General features: G+C 67.5%; 14 protein-coding genes. 4 read left to right on the top strand and 10 right to left on the bottom strand.

From position 1 onward, the window contains the following. Window positions 1-158 precede the first annotated feature (158 nt). The 8 genes from ACL9RL_RS14310 to rffA all read right to left on the bottom strand — a co-directional run bounded on the left by ACL9RL_RS14310 (window position 159) and on the right by rffA (window position 12,015). Complete coding sequence (locus ACL9RL_RS14310) at window positions 159-1,526, bottom strand: ABC transporter substrate-binding protein (RefSeq protein WP_422780935.1); 1,368 nt, start codon at window positions 1,524-1,526, stop codon at window positions 159-161. Between the two features lie 103 nt (window positions 1,527-1,629). Further along, the gene (locus tag ACL9RL_RS14305; RefSeq protein ID WP_422780934.1) at window positions 1,630-2,745 is read right to left on the bottom strand and encodes an enolase C-terminal domain-like protein; all 1,116 of its coding nucleotides are present in this window, start codon (window positions 2,743-2,745) and stop codon (window positions 1,630-1,632) included. Between the two features lie 124 nt (window positions 2,746-2,869). After that, on the bottom strand, window positions 2,870-6,283 hold the full coding sequence (locus ACL9RL_RS14300; protein ID WP_422780933.1) for a discoidin domain-containing protein: 3,414 nt from the start codon (window positions 6,281-6,283) through the stop codon (window positions 2,870-2,872). A 183-nt stretch (window positions 6,284-6,466) separates the two neighbouring features. After that, the gene (locus ACL9RL_RS14295) at window positions 6,467-7,249 is read right to left on the bottom strand and encodes a FadR/GntR family transcriptional regulator (protein ID WP_422780932.1); all 783 of its coding nucleotides are present in this window, start codon (window positions 7,247-7,249) and stop codon (window positions 6,467-6,469) included. Between the two features lie 188 nt (window positions 7,250-7,437). Continuing rightward, window positions 7,438-8,442: an NAD-dependent epimerase/dehydratase family protein gene (locus tag ACL9RL_RS14290; RefSeq protein ID WP_422780931.1), complete on the bottom strand. Its 1,005-nt coding sequence runs from the start codon at window positions 8,440-8,442 to the stop codon at window positions 7,438-7,440. A 272-nt stretch (window positions 8,443-8,714) separates the two neighbouring features. After that, on the bottom strand, window positions 8,715-9,407 hold the full coding sequence (locus ACL9RL_RS14285; RefSeq protein ID WP_422780930.1) for a hypothetical protein: 693 nt from the start codon (window positions 9,405-9,407) through the stop codon (window positions 8,715-8,717). Window positions 9,408-9,761: 354 nt separating this feature from the next. After that, window positions 9,762-10,781: a glycosyltransferase family A protein gene (locus tag ACL9RL_RS14280; protein ID WP_422780929.1), complete on the bottom strand. Its 1,020-nt coding sequence runs from the start codon at window positions 10,779-10,781 to the stop codon at window positions 9,762-9,764. A gap of 22 nt (window positions 10,782-10,803) precedes the next feature. Further along, window positions 10,804-12,015 (bottom strand): dTDP-4-amino-4,6-dideoxygalactose transaminase, encoded by a 1,212-nt coding sequence (gene rffA / locus ACL9RL_RS14275; RefSeq protein ID WP_422780928.1) that lies wholly within the window; start codon window positions 12,013-12,015, stop codon window positions 10,804-10,806. Between the two features lie 133 nt (window positions 12,016-12,148). Here rffA and ACL9RL_RS14270 point away from each other — a divergent pair, with 133 nt between their 5' ends. From ACL9RL_RS14270 to ACL9RL_RS14260, 3 genes are all read left to right on the top strand, one after another. Then, window positions 12,149-13,294, top strand: coding sequence for a heme/hemin ABC transporter substrate-binding protein (locus ACL9RL_RS14270; RefSeq protein WP_422780927.1), 1,146 nt, complete (start codon window positions 12,149-12,151; stop codon window positions 13,292-13,294). Between the two features lie 128 nt (window positions 13,295-13,422). Further along, window positions 13,423-14,451 carry a FecCD family ABC transporter permease gene (locus tag ACL9RL_RS14265; RefSeq protein WP_422780947.1) on the top strand — a complete coding sequence of 343 codons (1,029 nt, stop codon included), beginning with the start codon at window positions 13,423-13,425 and terminating at the stop codon, window positions 14,449-14,451. After that, window positions 14,448-15,254, top strand: a complete 807-nt coding sequence (locus ACL9RL_RS14260; protein ID WP_422780926.1) for a heme ABC transporter ATP-binding protein — start codon at window positions 14,448-14,450, stop codon at window positions 15,252-15,254. Before ACL9RL_RS14265 ends, ACL9RL_RS14260 begins: the two co-directional genes overlap by 4 nt. Window positions 15,255-15,312: 58 nt before the next feature. Here ACL9RL_RS14260 and ACL9RL_RS14255 read toward each other — a convergent pair whose 3' ends face one another. Together ACL9RL_RS14255 and ACL9RL_RS14250 are read right to left on the bottom strand one after the other, a co-directional pair. Further along, a complete protein-coding gene (locus ACL9RL_RS14255) occupies window positions 15,313-15,981 on the bottom strand; it encodes a TetR/AcrR family transcriptional regulator (protein ID WP_422780925.1) in 669 nt (222 codons plus the stop codon). Window positions 15,982-16,174: 193 nt separating this feature from the next. Further along, complete coding sequence (locus ACL9RL_RS14250; protein ID WP_422780924.1) at window positions 16,175-16,882, bottom strand: LysE family translocator; 708 nt, start codon at window positions 16,880-16,882, stop codon at window positions 16,175-16,177. A gap of 97 nt (window positions 16,883-16,979) precedes the next feature. Between ACL9RL_RS14250 and ACL9RL_RS14245 the strand changes: the two genes are divergently transcribed. After that, window positions 16,980-17,435 carry an Lrp/AsnC family transcriptional regulator gene (locus tag ACL9RL_RS14245; RefSeq protein ID WP_422780923.1) on the top strand — a complete coding sequence of 152 codons (456 nt, stop codon included), beginning with the start codon at window positions 16,980-16,982 and terminating at the stop codon, window positions 17,433-17,435. The last annotated feature ends 100 nt before the right edge of the window (window positions 17,436-17,535 follow it).

Here is a 17,535-nt window from a genome sequence, read left to right as displayed (position 1 = left end):
CACCCAAAAAGAGAGAAACAACAGGGGGTATTAGTCAAGGAAAAAGGGACGGGCAACACCCCCCGGGCGGTGTCCAAGCCCCCCCCCCCGGGGCGGCTGAACCGGAGTCACCGGTTCAGCCGTGACGAGCGCAGTTGCGCGCCCGGCGTCGAGCGAGGTCATTTGTTGACGACCTCGTATCCGACGGACTTCGCCTCATCGGTCACGGCCTGCTGCCACGCCGGCAGGGTCTCGGTGAGGGTCTTCCCCGCGGTGATCGCCGGGAGGACGACGCTCGCCCACGCCGTCGCATCGCTGAACTTCGTGTTGGACCAGCCGGTCCACACCTGGTCGGCCGCGGTGCGGAACGGTCCGCTGATGTCGCCGGCGAAGTAGTCCTTGTTGTCCGGGTTCGCGAGCCACGCGTCAGCGCCGGCGGTGAACGCCGGGTAGGTGGGGGCGTCCGCGAGGTTCTCGTTCGACGTGGTCAGCCACTCGCCGAGCGCGGTCGCAGCCTTGAGGTTCTTCGAGTGAGAGGACACCATCCACACGCCTCCGCCGACGTTGCCGGTGAAGGCCTCGGACTCGCCCTCCCACTTCAGCGGGTTCGCAGCGGCGATCTGACCGGCCGGCACCTTGAACGCGGAGTCGAAGAGGTACTTGCCGTACCAGGACGGACCGTTGGCCATGAGGACCTTGCTGCCGTCGAAGCCCTGGCTGAAGAAGCCCTGCGTGCTGACGGAACCGGCGGCGATGAGGTTGTCGAGCAGCGACGCCATACGCGTGCAGTTCTCATCGGCGAGGTCGACGCGGAGCTTGCCGTCCTTCTGCAGCTCCTGCGCGGGGCACTGGCTGGACCAGAAGTAGGACTCGTGCGAGTTGGTGTCGCCGATCGATCCGACCAGGTAGCCGGGGTGCTCCGTGGCGACCTTCTTGCCGAGCGCCTCGTACTCCTCCCACGTCGTCGGCACGGCGTAGCCGAACTGGTCGAGGAGCGTCTTGTTGTACCAGAGCACGACCTGGGCGATGTCGTTGCGCAGGCAGTAGGTGTGGCCGTCGAACTCGCACGGCGTGAGCGAACCCTTCGCGAAGCCGTCGAGCGTCTTCTGGGACACGAGGTCCTCATCGAGCGGCGCGGCGAACGGGACCTTCCCAGGGCTCGTCGGCTGCGACGCCCACGTGACATCGGTCGGGGCCGCGAACACGACGTCCGGCCAGCCCTTGTCCGTGCGGTCGAACAGCTGCACCTTCGTCTGCAGGTAGGTGGAGCCGTCAGCGCTGCCGTCGTACGTGACGATCTTCATCTTCACGTCCGGGTTGGCCTTCTGGTACGCCTCGACCGACGGCAGACGCGTCGAGTCCGCCCAGACGGTGATCTCGGAGGACTCGTCCTGCGTGACGGGGGTGAAGGAGCCTGCTTCGCCCGCGGACTGCTCGGCGCTCGCGCAACCGCTGAACGCGACCGCGCCCGTGATGGCGAGGAGCGCGAGGGCGCCGATGGTGCGTGAACGGCGTGGGAGGGACGGTGTGAGTCGTGGTGACTTCATTGTCGGGCCTTTCGGGAATCGGATGTGAGGGGTGGTGTGCGTGGTGCGGGATGGGATGGTGGCGGGCCCTTCGACAGGCTCAGGGACCGGGGTCGGGGCGGGATCAGGCCGCGGGATGGTGCCGCTCGTCGACATCGGTGATGTGTCTGAGCGACGCCGGATAGTCCAGGCCGGCCGGGAGCGAGATGCCGGGCGCCGTCGGCGCCTGGAGGAGGCCGTCGGCATCCACGTAGCGCTCTCTGGTGACGTTCGTCGAGGTGACGAGCGACTCGTAATACGTCGTGTTGGAGATCGCCATGCACAGGTGGTGGTTGGGCAGATCCGAGCCGTGCACCTCCGCGCGGATGCGATACGCGTCGGCGAGGTGCGCCGTCCGCATCGCCCCCGTGATGCCGCCGCGCAGGTTCGCGCTCGCCCGGACACCGAAGGTCGCAGCACCCGAGCTGATGAAGTCCGCGGAGTTCATGTGCGCGCCGTCGGACGTCTCCGCGACGAGCAACGGGATGTCCACCGCGTCGGCCAAACGGCTGTACGCGTTGATGCTGAACTCCCGCATCGGCTCCTCGTACCAGAGGTACCCGGCGTCGGACAGCGCCCGGCCCAGGTGGATGGCGTCCGGGAGGTCGAACCCCGCCGAGCCGTCGTACATCAGCGGCACGGCGTCGCCGACGTGCTCACGCAGCGCGATGCTCAACTCGGCGTCGCGACGGGCGTCACCCCACGCATGCAGCTTGATGCCGTGGTAGCCGAGCGCGAGCGCCTGGTCCGCGACATCGAGGAACTCCTCGATCGTGTCGAACGTGGACGTCGACGCGTACGCCGGGAGCGACGTCCGGTAGCCGCCGAGGACCTGCCACGTCGGCTGGTCGTACATCCGACCGGCGAGGTCCCACAGGGCGACGTCGATGAGGCCGAGCGTCGGCAGGGGCAGCTCGTGGATGCGGTCGAGTTCCCAGATGCGGTGCCAGATGTACTCGCGCTGCAACGGGTCACGGCCGATGAGCTCCGGACGGAACACCCGCTCCACGAGATCGTCGAGCATCACCGCGGCCCCAGGGCGGGAGAAGAACGCGACGCCCTCCGCGCCGTCGTCCGTGCCGATCCGGAGGACGGCGCCGTCCGACGCCGGCGGGCTGCCGGCGAGGCCTGCCCGCCAGTTGAACGGCGGATCGGCGGCTGGAACGTGAACCCGGATGGATTCGACGTGGGTGATCTTCATGGTGGCTCTCTGTCGTTCTGGTGTGGTGCCCTTCGACAAGCTCAGGGACCGGGGTTCTGGTGGAGACTGGCCCTTCGACAAGCTCAGGGACCGGGGTTCAGGGACCGGGGTGGTGTGGACTGGACTACAGCTGGCCGTAGGCCTGCAACTCCCACAGGCTGCCGCCGTTCCAGCTGCTGTCCACGACCGTGAGGCGCAGATAGCGGGCGGAGACGGCCTCCCCCTGGAAGGAGTAGTTGGTGCGCTGGGTGGTCTTGTCCGCCGTACGGTCGTCGAACGTCGTCCACGTCTGGCCGTCGAGGGACGTCTCCAGCCGGTACCGGTACCCGGAGGGCAGTTCGAAGGTCGCGACGACGCTCTTCACCTGGGTGGCGGCTCCGAGGTCGACCTGGACCCAGGACGGGTCGGAGAGGCCGATGCCCTGGGCCCAGCGGGTGCCGAGGTCGCCGTCGACGAGCTTGTCGGGGGTGTTCGGCTCCGAGAAGGAGGACGCCGTGACCTGCTTGCCCGTCGTGAGACTCGTGTCGGCCGGCATGGTGACCGGAACGGCCTCGCTCCGTGCGGACTCGTTGAGCGCGGCATCGCGGGCGATGACGGTGAACGAGTGCTCGCTGCCAGGCTTCAGGCCGGTGACCCGGAACGTCGGTTCCGTCGTCAACGCGATGCGGGTGTCGCCGTCGTAGACCGCGTAGCTCGTGACGCCGACGTCATCGGTCGATGCCGCCCAGCCGAGGTCGAGGACGCTCGGCAGGAGGATGTCCGCCGTGGGCTTCCCCGGTGCGCTCGGCGCCTGGGTGTCACCACTCGGCGCGCTCGGCGTGCCGTAGACCTCGAGGCCGTAGATGCTGCCGCCGTTGCCGTTCGTACCGACGATCGAGAGCCGGACGTAGCGGCCGGTGACCGGGTGCTCCGGGATCGAGTAGTTCGTCGGGACGGTCGTCGCCTGGCCGGTGTGGTCCTCGATCGTCGTCCAGTTCATCTCGTCGGTCGACGCCTCCAGACGGTACTTGTAGCCCGTCGCGAGTTCGAAGGTCGTGATGACGCCTGAGACGTCCTGGTTGCTGCCGAGGTCCACCTGGATCCACGACGGGTCCGGGTAGCCGATGGCCTGGGCCCAGCGGGTGGACAGGTCCCCGTCCACGGCGAGTTCAGGCGTGTTGGGCTCCGAGTAGGAAGAGGCCGTGACGGGCTTCCCCTTCGCGAGGTCGCTGCCGTCCGGCATCGTGATCGTCGCGGGCTCGCTCGGTGCGGACTCGTTGCCTGCCGCATCGCGGGCCGTGACGGTGATGACATAGGACGCTCCGGCGGTCAGGCCGGTCAGGCGCACCGCGGGGTCCTTCGAAGCGGAGACGAGTTTCCCGTCCGCGAAGACCGAGTACCCGGTCACACCCGTGTCGTCCTGGGCCGCGCCCCAGCTGAGGTCGGCGACCGTGAGGAACGCCGCCTCGGCCGATGCCGCGCCAGGGGCGCTCGGCGCCGTCTGGTCCGCCGGCGCCTCGACCGGGTCGAGGTGACGGTACGCGGCCTCGAGTCCGGCGTTCGCCACGATGCTCGCCGGCATCTGCTCGCAGCTCTCGACGGTCGTGTTGTTCGCGACGGTCGTGTCGATCGTGTTGCCCTGCGTGGAGAACCGCGGCGTCGTGGCGATGTTCCGCTGCACGTCGAGCCCGATGCCGTGGTTCACGAGCAGCCACTGGAAGTCGATGTTGCAGAACGCGTTGTTGAAGTTCTTGAACCCGCTGCTCGCCTCGTCGTGGTAGATCGCGCCGTAGGCGGAGTGCGGGACATCGGTGATGTAGTTCCCGGAGACCTCGCTGTCCGGCGTGCGGCTGAGCGTGTAGATCGCGCCGCCGTCCGCCTGGGACCGCATGATGTCGCTGATCCAGTTGTACCGCACGATCGTGTGCCGGCTCGGGGTGTCCGTGTCGTAGATCGGGATCCCACCGTTGGTCGGGTAGTTGACGTTGCCGCCCTTGTCGGTGAGGCCCCAGCCCCAGCCGACGGAGATGCCGCTGTAGGGGACGTGCTTGATGCGGTTGTGCTCGATGACCGTGTTGTCCGTGTACCCGGCGAGGATGCCGACGGAGCCGCGGTAGTTCGTCGCGATGTCGGTGATGAAGTTGTTGCGGACGGTGGTGTCCTTGGTGACGGAGCGCTTGTCGGTCGGGTGGTGGTCGACGATGTCGGTGCCGCCGATCTGCAGGCCGGTTCCGGCGATGTCGGTGAAGACGTTGCCTGTGATGGTCGTGCCCTGCGTGCCCGTGTTGAGGTTCAGGCCGACCGCGCCGAGGTGCGTGAAGGTGTTGCCGGTGAAGGACACCTTGTGGCCGTAGGAGACGTTGACCGCGCCCGGCGTCTTCTTCCAGTTCAGACGGGTGGAGTCGAAGGTGGGGTTGCCTGCGCCGACCATGCGGAAGCCGGCCTGCCCCTCGATGAGGCCGTCAGGGGAGGACGGTTCGAGCCAGGTCGAGTGCGAGAACGTGAGCCCAGAGAACGCCACGTCGTGCACGGGCTTCCCGATGGTGCCGGTGAGGTCCACGAGTGATGGCGCCTTCGGGATCGTGACGTTCGCGACGCTCAGGTCCTGTCCGTCCTTCGGCTTGTAGAACAGGTCGCCCTTCGCCTTGTCGAGGTACCACTCCCCCGGGCTGTCGAGCAGCTCGTAGGCGTTCTCGATCCAGCTCGGGTTCTGGATCTCCTGACCCTCCTGCAGGTTCGCGTTGTTCCAGCACGGCTGCTGGATGGTCATCGCGGTGGCCGAGATCGATTCCACGAGGCATCGCTGCAGCTTCCAGCCCCACGAGGAGACGACCTCGACATCGCGCTGGTTGCCCCAGTGCTGGTAGGCGGGATCGGTGATCGTGTACCCGGTCGCGTTCTTGGAGAAGCCGCCGGGGTTGTCGCCGCTGCGGGCCCGTGTGGCCGGTTCACCGTCGACGTAGAGCTGACGGGTGTCGACCTTGCCGACGTGCGCGCGATAGATCCCGCGGGCCGGGTCGGACAACTGCCAGCCGGTGACCTGGGTGCCGCCGCTGATGATCGGGGTCGCTCCGGGGGCTGCCGCGTAGGTGATCGTGTGGCCGTTGCTGCCGGAGTCGCGCGCGGTCAGTTCGAACGGTTTGTCGAGCCGGTAGGTGCCGTCGAGCAGCCGGACCTCGATGTCGGTGATCATGTGCTTGTTGAGCAGGCGGACGGCCTGCTTCGCCCGCTCGAGGCTGCCGAACGGACGCGCCTTCGTGCCGAGCTGCAGGCCCTTCGCGGTGGGCGAGACGTAGATCACGAGCGGCGGGAGCGTGTAGCGGGAGCTGGCTGCGGCGGTGGCTGCGGCGGTGGTTCCGGCTGCGGCGGCGCCTGGGAGCTGGCCGGCGTTGGCCGTAGCAGGGGCGGAGAGGCCGAGCGCCAACACGATGCCGATCCCGAGGGCTGCTGCCCGGAACGGGGTGCGCGACGGTGCGGCGTGAGTCGGTGCGGTGTGAATCGGTGCGGCTGTGCCGCGTGCTGCGGCGGGTGTTGCGGCTCTCGAGAAACGAGATTTCATCGTTGAAGTCCCTCTGGTCGGTGCGGAAACGGGCAGGACGGTGCGGAAAACAGGCAGGACGGCAGGACGGATCGCGCCGGGAGCCGGCGGCCGTTCTTGATGGAGGTGTGCGGAAGGGATGTGACCGGTGGTGTCAGCCGGTCAGCGCCGGCCGGTCAGCGCCGGCCGGTCAGCGCCAGCCGATCAGCGTGTGGCGTTCGTGGTGAAGATCCGGTCGCGGATCTTCCGCTCGAACTGATGCTGGGTCGTCTCGATATGCTCGATCATGAGTGCCGAGGCGCGTTCGGCGTCGCCTTCGCCGATGGCCTGGGCGATGGCGAGGTGCTGCTTCCCGGCGATGTCGAGCGACCCGGGCACATCGCCGTGGAACAGGAGCACGTCGGACTGCGAGATGAAGCGACGCACGGTCGCGACGCCCGATTGCAGGAAGACGTTCCCCGCGGCGATGCCGACCGCGTTGTGGAAGTCCGCATCGGCTTTCGCGAAGCCCTCCGCGTCGTTCCTGATGCCGAGATCCGCCGATTCGGTCGCCGCCTCGCGAATGGCGCGGACCTGGATCGGGGTGGCGAGCGTTGCGGCCCTGCTCGCCGTCTCCGACTCGATGAGCCGGCGGTAGTCGATGAGCATCACGACGTGTTCCATGTCGGTCGGCTGGAAGTGCGCGAGCTCGTCGTCGGCGATCGTGTTGCCGGAGGAGGCGACGAAAATGCCGGCGCCGCGACGGACCGTCAGCCGGCCGATCGCGGCGAGGACTTTGACGGCTTCCCTGGTGACGTTCCTGGTGACGTCGAGGATCTCAGCGAGGCCCTGTTCGGTCGGCAGCCGGTCGCCAGGGCGGAGGTTCTCCGCGGCGATGTACTGCAGGAGTCGTTCCGCGACGAGCTCGTAGCCCGGTCGGTACGGTTCGGTGGGTGCGCCGGCTGGCTCGACCTGCTCGACGGGGCTCACAGCGTCCGGCTGGGTCATCGTGCTCCTTCGTCGGTGAACGGCATCGCGTGTTGCGCAAAATGAGTATGACACATGGAAGCCAGCCAAGAAAGGATCAGATTCATTTTCTTGAAACCGAGTCAGAACCGTGACATTTCCGGCATTGAGTCCGCCCAGATCGACTCACTACACCTGCGGGACCAAATGAATGTGATTCATTCTGGCGCTCAGTGCGCGAGGAGTTGCGCCTCCAGCGCGGGATCGAGCCCGAGCGCCGGACGGTCGGCGCGCTGCGGGGCCACACCGCCGATGGATTGCAGCCACGCCCAGGTGTCGCCGACCGTCTCGGAGACGGGACGGATCCGCAGACCGGCGTCGATCGCGCGACTCACGTCGCCGCGGTGCATGGTGTCAGAGGACTCCCCGGCCGGCAGCCACACCGGCAGGTCCGTCCACGGCTCGACACCGGCGGCCAGCAGCACGGCCGGGTCGATCCATTCGAGCGTCGCGCCTGATCCGGTCGCGGCGATGCATGCTGCCAGCAGCTCCCCCATCGTGGTCCGGCCAGGTTCGCTCACGACGTTGAACGGTCCGCTCGCACCGATGGACGCCGCCGCGAGCACCCATGCCGCGAGATCGCGAGCATCGACGTACTGGATCGGCGCATCGGCGGGTCCGGGAGCGACGACCCGACCACCGGCGGCGATGCGGGTGAGCCACCACGGCAGGCGGCCGATGTTCTCATTGGGGCCGAGGATCAATCCGGCTCTGGCGAGCACGGCGCGGTCGCCGAACGCCGCGACGGCCGCGAGCTCCCCGCCGCGTTTCGCCCGCGCGTAGTCCGCGAAACCGTCGTCGTGCGCCGAGCCGTCGACCACGGCCGCGTCCTCGGCGGCGCCGGCTGGCGTGGGGAATTCGTAGACCGAGCGGCTGGAGACGTAGACGTATCTCGCGGCGCGATCGGCGAGCAGCGTTGCGGCATCCCGCACCGCCGACGGGCCCCACGACCAAGTGTCGACCACAACGTCCCACTCGCCCAGGCGGAGCGCGTCCAGGCCGCCCGGCTGCTGCCGGTCGCCACGCAGGACGGCGACCTCATCCGCGTAGGCGACATCGCGTCGCGTCCCGCGGTTGAAGACGGTCACGTCCCAACCGGAGGCGAGCGCCTCGTCCACCACCGCGCGGCCCACGAATTCGGAGCCGCCCAACACCAGGAGCCTGTTCGTCTGCATGCCGTCCATGCAAGCCCATCACGCTCCGAAACGCACGTACTTTCGCTGGGAGCAGAGTTGTGCGCCCATGGAGCTCAACGACTCGTCATCCGTCGATCGGCGTTTCAGAACACAGCTAGAACAGCCGAGTCGACATGAGTATCCCCACGACGATTCCGACAACGGCTACGACGATCCAGCCGGTGATGCTCGTTGATGCGGAGGCGGACGCTGAGGCTTGTTATGTCCACATGGAGGCATGCAGACGTCGCGAGCTGGAGAACGTCCACGGCCTAGTACACGGAAACAGAGTTTCCAGAGACACGGATGCCAAAGGACCCATGGACCTCGCCCCAAGCGATTTGGGCGGTGTAGTCGAGCTGAGCCCACGCGGGGCCAGAAGACGACTGTGTTGCGCGTTGAATACCGCCGCTGACGCTGCAGCCGCCAACGATACTGCCGCATGTCGCGGAGCGGTAGTCACGGACCTTCGCTTGGCCCGATGAACTGGGCTGGTAGTCGATATCAAATCTGGCGGAGCTCACGGCATCCGCGATCCACACGCGACAATTGTTGACCCAACCGCCAGAAGATGAGCAGTTGTCGAGGCCAGCACGAGTCTTGTTTCCTTCGGTGGTTGGCCGCTGGATATCGATCCAACGCCGTGATCCGTCGGCGTAATCCTGAACAGTGCGGATCGAATCGTCGTGAGTTTCAGTAAAAACGTTCACCGGCTCTCCGCCCAAGCTGGAGTCTGGCAGCACTCCTGATCTCAGTTTGGCAATGAGTTGGTCTTGGGTGGTGGGAGAAATTCCACCATCGGTCATGGAAGCGCGCGCAGCCCGTTCAGCAGCGAAATCGAGTGCAGTGCCCGTCGACGCTGATGCCGTCGTGGGGACAAGAATTGCCGCCGCGACAGTCGTTAGAACTGCAGCGCACATACCAGTTCGTGCAAAACGGCTTGGGTTCCGAGTATCAGTAAGCATCGTTGCTCCTTGTCAAGTGTCGAACGCCCGCATCGTCGCGAGAACGTCTCCGTGAACCGTAAAGCTTTAATTACAAAAACGCAAACAATACGAATTGTTATATTTTAAGCGCGACAAACGGCGCCGGTCTTCGGAGTTCTCGCCTATCTAAGGCTCGGGAGGCGTCGGGGTTTGATGCGACGTCGGCGACACCGGCCTCTTGCGAGCTCGCCGCCACCTGATCGTGGCGCGAACGTAGACCACGATCAGTGCGATCAGCAGAATCGCAATGACGAGCGCCGAGACGAGGAGAGCGTTTCCGAACATTCCCTCACACTACAGTGCCCATCTTAAATATGTGAAGGGCTTTCTGGGCTACTTGCGGCTGTGCTCCAGCGAACCGGCGCGGATCGCGGCCTCATCGGCCAGATCGACGCGGGACGCCTTGTAGTAGCTGTCCCACTTCACCACGTGGAACACGGGGTTGACGGCCAGCCAGTACAGGCGGCGCTTCCAGCCGTACTGGCGGTCGCGGGCAATACGCGCGGTGTCCCGCAGCGCGCCACGACCGATGTACGCGATCTGGCGTCCACGCCCGAGCGGTGCGATCGGCTTCCCGATGCGACGCAGCGCCGTGGTCTCGTCGAAGATCCGCATGCCGTACTCGCGGAGCGTCAGGTCGTTGGAGTGGATGACCCAGCCGCGCGGTGCATACGCCTTGCGGAGGCCGGCGGCGATGATGTCCTCACCGAACGCCATGTCCTCCGAGTACGGAAGATCGCGGTACGGGATGTCGCCGAGCAGCAGCTCACGGCGCGTCGCGGAGTTGACGTCCGAGTAGAACGCGAGCGCGTCGAGGAGGCCCTGGTTTCCATCCGCGAAACCGTCGTTGGAGAAGATCGTGGTGCCGAAGTCCGGCCCGAATCCCTGGAAGACGCCGTTGATCTCGTACTTCAGCAGCGGGAAGCACGACGGGCGCGGGACCTGCTTGCCCATGACCGCAACGGCGTCGATGCCGTCGGGGTCGAGCGGCGCCGTAATCTCGTGCAGCCACCGGGAGTCGCCGGGGATCGCATCGTGGGTGAGATAGACGACGTACTTGCCCCGAGACATCCGGGCGGCGAGCTGCCTCGTCCTCCCATGGCCGAACTCCGTGTTCGGGATGCGGTGCAGCCGGACGTCCGGGTGAGCTGCGACGATGTCGAGCGTCCGGTCGGTCGATCCGGAATCGATCACGAGGGTCTCGACGGTGCCGTCGTAGTCCTGCGTCTCGATCGCGGACAGGATCTGCTCCAGGTAGTCCTCACCGTTGTAGGTGGGGATGACGATGGTGACGTCCAGGGTCGCCTCTGCCGGCTCGTAGGGCTCCGGTGGTGTCTCTGCGCGCGCATTCACCTGACCAGGGTACCGGTGATGCTCAGCCCTTCCCTGGACGGAACGATCGCACACCGTCGACGATGCGCTGCACCTGCTGCTCGTCGAGGCTTGCCCAGAGCGGCAGACGGACGAGTCGCTGCGAGAACCGCACCGCGTTGTCGACACTGCCGGAGACGCGACCGTGCCTGAGCCCCGCCGCACTCGAGTGCAGCGGAACGTAGTGGAACGTGGCCACGATCCCGAGTGTGCGCAGGTGCGCGATGAGCGCCGACTGACCGGCCTGATCCGGCATGAGGATCGCGAACAGGTGGGCGGCGTGCTCTGATCCGTCCGGGACCGCCATCAGATCCGCACCCACGGCATCGGCCCACTCCGCGAGCTCCGTCGCATAGCGGTTCCACACGGCATGCCGCTTGGCCTGGATCGTGTCGAAGGACTGCAGCTGGGCGTCGAGGACCGCCGCCTGCAACTCGCTCATGAGGTAGCTGGAGCCGACATCGACCCAGCTGTACTTGTCCACCTGCCCACGCAGGAACTTGGACCGGTCGGTTCCCTTCTCCCGCACGATCTCCGCACGTTCGAGGAGGCTCAGATCGTTGATGATGATCGCGCCGCCCTCTCCGGAGTGCACGTTCTTCGTGTCATGGAAGCTCTGGATGGCGATGGCGCCGAAGGTGCCGAGCACCCGACCACGATGCTGCACGCCGAGTCCGTGCGCGTTGTCCTCGATAATCGGCAGCCCATGCTCGGCTGCGATCGCCTCGATCGCCGGCAGATCGACGGGGACGCCGCCGTAGTGCATGACCGAGATCGCCTTGGTGCGCGACGTGACCGCCTGCGCGACGGCGGCCGGGTCGATGTTGCCCGTCACCGGGTCGCTGTCCACGAACACGCAGGTCGCTCCGGCGAGCGCGATGGCATTCGCGGCCGAGGGGAAGGTGAACGTCGGGAGGATGACCTCGTCGCCGTTGCCGACGCCGAGGAGGATGCTCGCGAGGTCGAGGGCGTGACTGCCGGAGCTCGTGAGGAGGACGCCGGTCGTGCCGGTCAGTGTGCGCAGCCTCGCCGTCGCCGATGCGGTGAAGGCACCGTCGCCGTGCGAGTGGTCCGAGGAGAGGACGCGTTCGAGGTTCACGAGCTCGCCGGGGGCGCGGTACGGCTTGGAGAACGGGATGGGGGCGTCGGCCGCTGCGATCCGTGACCGTTTGGCAGGCACATCGGCCTCGGTCTGCTGCTGGACGGGCACCGTCATCGGAGTCTCCCCTGGTTGAAAAGGTGCCTCATCCTATGCGGAGCCTATGAACATTGCATGAACACGCCCGGGCGTTTCTGAGCGAAACCAGGCAAACACCCAGCTTCGAGCATAGGTTAGGCTTACCTTAACCATGAACGTCTTCCGTCCGGCCCGCGCGCGCCGAACCATCGTCGCCGCCGCCATCGCCGTCATCGCCATCGCCCTCACCGCCTGCTCTCCCGGAACCGGCACGAGCGGTTCGGGAGGTGCAGGCCACGGTGGAGAGACGGCCGGCGGATGTGGGAGCACCGCACCGCTGTCCGAACTCACCCCGGTGAAGGACCCGAAGAACTGGGAGGGTCCGACGACGGCGTGCATGAACGAGCCGGGGATCACCCCGGTCGCGAAGCACGTGAAATCGTCCCTCCCCGTGACCGTCACCGACAATCAGGGCACCCAGGTGACCATCACCGACACGAGCCGCATCCTTGCACTCGACCTGTACGGATCGCTCGCCGCGACCGTGTTCGGGCTCGGCCTCGGCGACAACGTCGTCGGCCGCGACACCTCGACCGGATTCCCGGAGGCGGCGAAACTCCCCCTCGTGACGCAGAACGGGCACGAGCTGAACGGCGAGGCGATCCTCGCCCTGAACCCGAGCGTCATCATCACCGACAGCTCCATCGGGCCGTGGGACGTCATCCTGCAGATGCGCGAATCCGGCATCCCCGTCGTTGTCCTCACACCGCAACGCAGCCTGGACAACATCGACGACCTCGTCACCCAGGTCGCCGCGGCACTCGGCGTCGCACCGGAGGGCGAACTGCTCAACGCACGCATCCAGAAAGAGGTGTCGACGACGATCGCCGACATCGCGAAGCTGGCGCCCGCGAACCCCGCGGACCGCCCACGGGTGATGTTCTTCTACGTGCGCGGCAACGCCGGGATCTACTACATCTTCGGTGAGGGCTCAGGCGCGGACGTCCTCATCCAGAGCCTCGACGCGGTCGACGTCGCCGGCGAGATCGGCTGGAAGGGCATGCGGCCGATGACGGCGGAAGCGATCATCGACGCGAAACCGGACGTCCTCATCATGATGACGAAGGGGCTCGAATCAATCGGCGGCGTCGACGGACTGCTGGAGCGGATCCCAGCGATCGCGCAGACGCCCGCGGGGCAGCATCGCCGGATCATCGACATGAACGACACCGAGGTCATGAGCTTCGGGCCACGAACCTCCGCCGTGCTCGACGCGCTCGCCCGCGCGCTCTACGCGCCGGATCAGGCCGCGAAGTGACGCGGGAGGTGCCCGCGGCGGCCCCGGTCCCTGAGCTTGTCGAAGGGCCCACACCGGCTCGTCCTCCCGCCCTTCGACAAGCTCAGGGACCGGGCGTTGCCGCCCCACCCCTCCCCCGCACCAGGCCGCTGCGCGCCGGCACGCTCACCGCAGTCCTCGCGGTGGCGCTCGTCGCCCTCGCCCTCGTCTCGGCCGGAACCGGTCAACTGCACGTCCCGCCACTTGAGGTGTTCGGGTCGGTCATGCACAAGCTGGGACTCGACATCGGCCCTCTGCCTGCGCACCCCAACGGCGAAGCCGCACTGTGGAACATCCGGTTCCCGCGGGTCGTGATGGCGCTCGTCATCGGCGCCGCCCTCGCGGCGGCCGGCATGCTCATGCAGGCGATCTTCGGCAACCCGCTGGCAGAGCCTGGCGTCGTCGGCGTCTCCGGCGGCGCGGCACTCGGCGCTGCGGCGACCATCGTGTTCGGGTGGGGTTTCCTCGGCGAGTGGACGGTCGCCGTGACCGCGTTCGTCGGCGGCCTCGTCGCGACCTTCCTCGTCTATGCGATGAGTCGAGCCGGCGGCCGCACGGAGGTCATCACGCTCGTGTTGACCGGTATCGCGATCAACGCCTTCACCGGTGCAGGGCTGGCGTTTATGACGTTCCTCGGCGACACGGCGGCTCGCGAGCAGATCGTGTTCTGGCAGCTCGGCAGTCTCAACGGGTCCAGGTGGGAGCAGGTCGGGATCATCCTGCCACTCATCGTCGTCGGCCTCGTCGTCGCGTTCTTCCTGACCCACCAGCTGGATCTGCTGTCGCTCGGGGAGAAGAGCGCCAGGCACCTGGGCGTCAACGTGGAAGGGCTGCGGATCCTCGTCATCGTGATCGTGGCGCTGCTCGTGGGGGCGAGCGTCGCGTTCGCGGGCATCATCGCGTTTGTGGGCCTCGTCATCCCGCACCTGATGCGGATGATCATCGGGCCGGCGCACTTGCCGCTGCTCATCGTCAGCACGCTGGGCGGCGCCGTGCTCCTGCTCGGGGCGGACCTCGTCGCCCGGACGGCCGTCCCCCTCGCCGACCTGCCCATCGGCATGCTCACCTCGCTCGTCGGCGGTCCGTTCTTCTTCTGGCTGCTGCGGAGGACGCGCCGCTCGTCCGGGGGTTGGGGATGAGCCGCATCGAGGTCCCCGAGCGGCTCGCAACCGGTTCCGTCGCCGTCGCCGCCAGCGGTGTGACCGTGCAGATCGACGGGAAACGGATCCTCGACGACGTCAGCATCGACGTCCGCGCCGGCGAGGTCCACGCCCTCATCGGGCCGAACGGCGCCGGCAAGTCGACGCTGCTGTCCGCCATCACGGGCGACCAGGCGATCACGGCCGGGAGCATCGACATCGCCGGGAGACCGCTCGGCGATTGGGCGCTGCGGGATCTCGCCAGGCGTCGTGCGGTGCTCCTGCAGCACAACGAGGTCTTCTTCCCCTTCACGGTGCAGCAGGTCGTGGAGATGGGGCGCGCGCCCTGGCAGCGCACCGAGCGGGAGCGGGACGACGACGAGGCCGTCGCCGAGGCGATCGCGGCCACCGACATCGCCCGGTTCACCGATCGGCACGTCCCGTCGCTGTCCGGCGGCGAGCGCGCACGCACGGCGCTCGCGCGGGTGCTGGCGCAACGGACCGGCATCCTCCTCCTGGACGAACCGACGGCAGCCCTCGACCTGCGGCACCAGGAGGACGTGTTGCGGCTCGCGCGGGAGGCAGCTGCGGCCGGCGACGCCGTCATCGTGGTCCTGCACGATCTCAACCTGGCTGCGGCGTACGCCGACCGGATCTCGCTCCTGCAGACCGGGCGGCTGGTCGTGACCGGGCGTCCGGCCGACGTCCTCACACCCGAGCGGATCACCGACGTCTACCGTTATCCCGTCGAGGTCATGTCGCATCCGACCACCGGGGCGACGATCATCCTCCCCGTCCGATAGCTGCTCGCGAACGGTCACTCATGGCTGCTCCGACACCGTCGTGGCCAGCCACGACTGCCTACTCGCGGGCCAGGATGCCGGCGACGAGCACGTCGAACGCCCAGCGACGGCGGTCGAGCGGGTCGCCCTCGACGAACACGGCTGACCCGAAGTCGGCGACGGTCGGATGGCGGTCCGGATCGGCCGATTCGAGCGTCTCGATGAGGTCGTCGAGGTCCTGCCCGTCCTCATCGAAGCGTGCCGCCCGCTCCACGGCCGACGAGGTCGCGAACTGCAGCAGCAGGTCGACCGCCATCGCCGCGGTGCGCCTCGTGACGCCCGCCGCCGTCAGCAGACGCAGCAGGAGCTCGATGAGGTCGAGGTAGTGGGGGCCGTCCGGCCACACGATCTGGGCGGCGCGCGCGAACTCACGATGCTTCGTGAGCAGCGCCGTGTAATCGTCGAGCACCCGGTACAGACGAGGGCGCCATGCCTCCTTCCCGTCCCACCCGAGGTCGAGTTCGGCGACGAGGCGGTCGATCAGCAGCGCGTACAGCTCGGTGGTGTTCTTGACGTAGACGTAGAGCGAGGCCGGCCCGGTGTCGAGTGCGGCGGCGAGCTTCCGCATCGTGAGCTTGTCTGCACCGTCCCGCTCGATGACGGCGAGCGCCGCATCGACGATGGCCGCCCGTGACAGGGCTGGTTTGGACGGTCGGTCGCGCCGGCTGATCGGTTCCTGTCTCACCATGCGCTCACGATAGCAGCGGCTCGTTCGTGACGAACGCGTTCGTCGTTCCTGGATCCCGTTCACAACTCAGGAACGCGCTCGGCGTGTCGCCCGCACGGGCGACGAAGGGGCGCGACACGCCGGGGCTGCTCCTGAATTGCGAACAGCCTGCGGACGGAGATGCCCAGAGAGAGAGACAGGTCGCGGCGGTCGTCTAGATCAGTTCGATGACGCGCTCCACGAGGATGCCGGCGCCGATCACCAGCATCGCGATGCCGGAGGCTTTGGTCACGATGATCGTGGCGCGTGGGCGCGACCGCAGGATCCGACGTGCGAGATGCGCGACCGCGGAGTAGATCACGGCGCAGTTCACGAGGTGGATCGCGCCGAGCGCCAGCATCTGCACGGTGGACGGCCACCCGGTCGGCGAGGTGAACTGCGGCAGCAGGGCGAGCAGCAGAAGAAGCCCCTTGGGGTTGATCGCGCTCACGCCGGCACCGCGGAGGAACTGGCCCATCGCCCCATCGCTGCTTGCGCCCGCTCGCCCGCGCCCCGCATCGCCGGCCGGGCCGACGGCCCTCCCGGCACCTACCGGCTCGCGCACTCCGAGCCGAGCCGCCGCCACGACCTCCGCGACGGGCACCACGCGCCGCACGAGCGTCGAGACGCCCAGCCAGATCAGGTAGGCCCCTCCCGCGATCGTCAGGACGGTGAGCAGCATCGGGTACCGCGTGACGAGGGAGCCGACACCGACCGCGACGACCGTGATGACCACGGCGTAGCCGGACAGCATGCCGAGGATCGACGGCGCGATCGACCTGGCGCGGAGACCGGCGGCGATGGCATACGCCCAGTCGGCGCCGGGGGTGAGCGCCAACAGCACGGCGACCACCCAGAACTGCGTGACGAGCGATCCATCCATCGTGACTCCTTCCGACAGGAAGAAGCTACGCATGATGGCACGCAATGTGTTTCGAACCACGTCGCCAATTCCGGCATATTGCGGCAGAATTGACAGCATGGACGCACTTGACCGGGAGATTCTTGCAACCCTCCAGGACGACGGCCGGATCAGCGTGACCGAGCTGGCATCGCGGGTCGGGCTGAGCCTGTCCGCCTGCCATCGCCGCGTCCGCGAACTGGAGCAGTCCGGGGTCATCGAGCACTACCGCGCGGTGGTGTCCCCCGAAGCCGTCGGGCTCACCTTCGAGGCCATCGTCTTCGTGACGATCGGTCGGACGGACCCGGAGACGGTCGCGGCGTTCGAGGCCGCGGCATCGGCCCTGCCGAACGTCGTCCAGGCCGAGCGGCTCTTCGGCGACCCCGACTACATGCTGCGCGTGCTGACGAAGGACCTCTCGGCCTACCAGGAGTTGTACGACGGCGCCCTCGGCGGCTTGCCCGGTGTCCAACGCCTGCGGTCCACCCTGGTGATGAAGCGCCTCGACACCACCCCCGGCCTCCCGCTGGCCTGAGCGGCCCGCGCCGTCGTGAGGGTGGTGCCCTTCGACAAGCTCAGGGACCGGGGTCCAGCGGCCAGGACGACGGGGTGGTTCCCTTCGACAAGCTCAGGGA

It is taken from the genome of Plantibacter sp. Mn2098 (assembly GCF_049319745.1).
Classification (GTDB): domain Bacteria; phylum Actinomycetota; class Actinomycetes; order Actinomycetales; family Microbacteriaceae; genus Plantibacter.
This window is presented reverse-complemented; position numbering and strand designations above follow the sequence as displayed.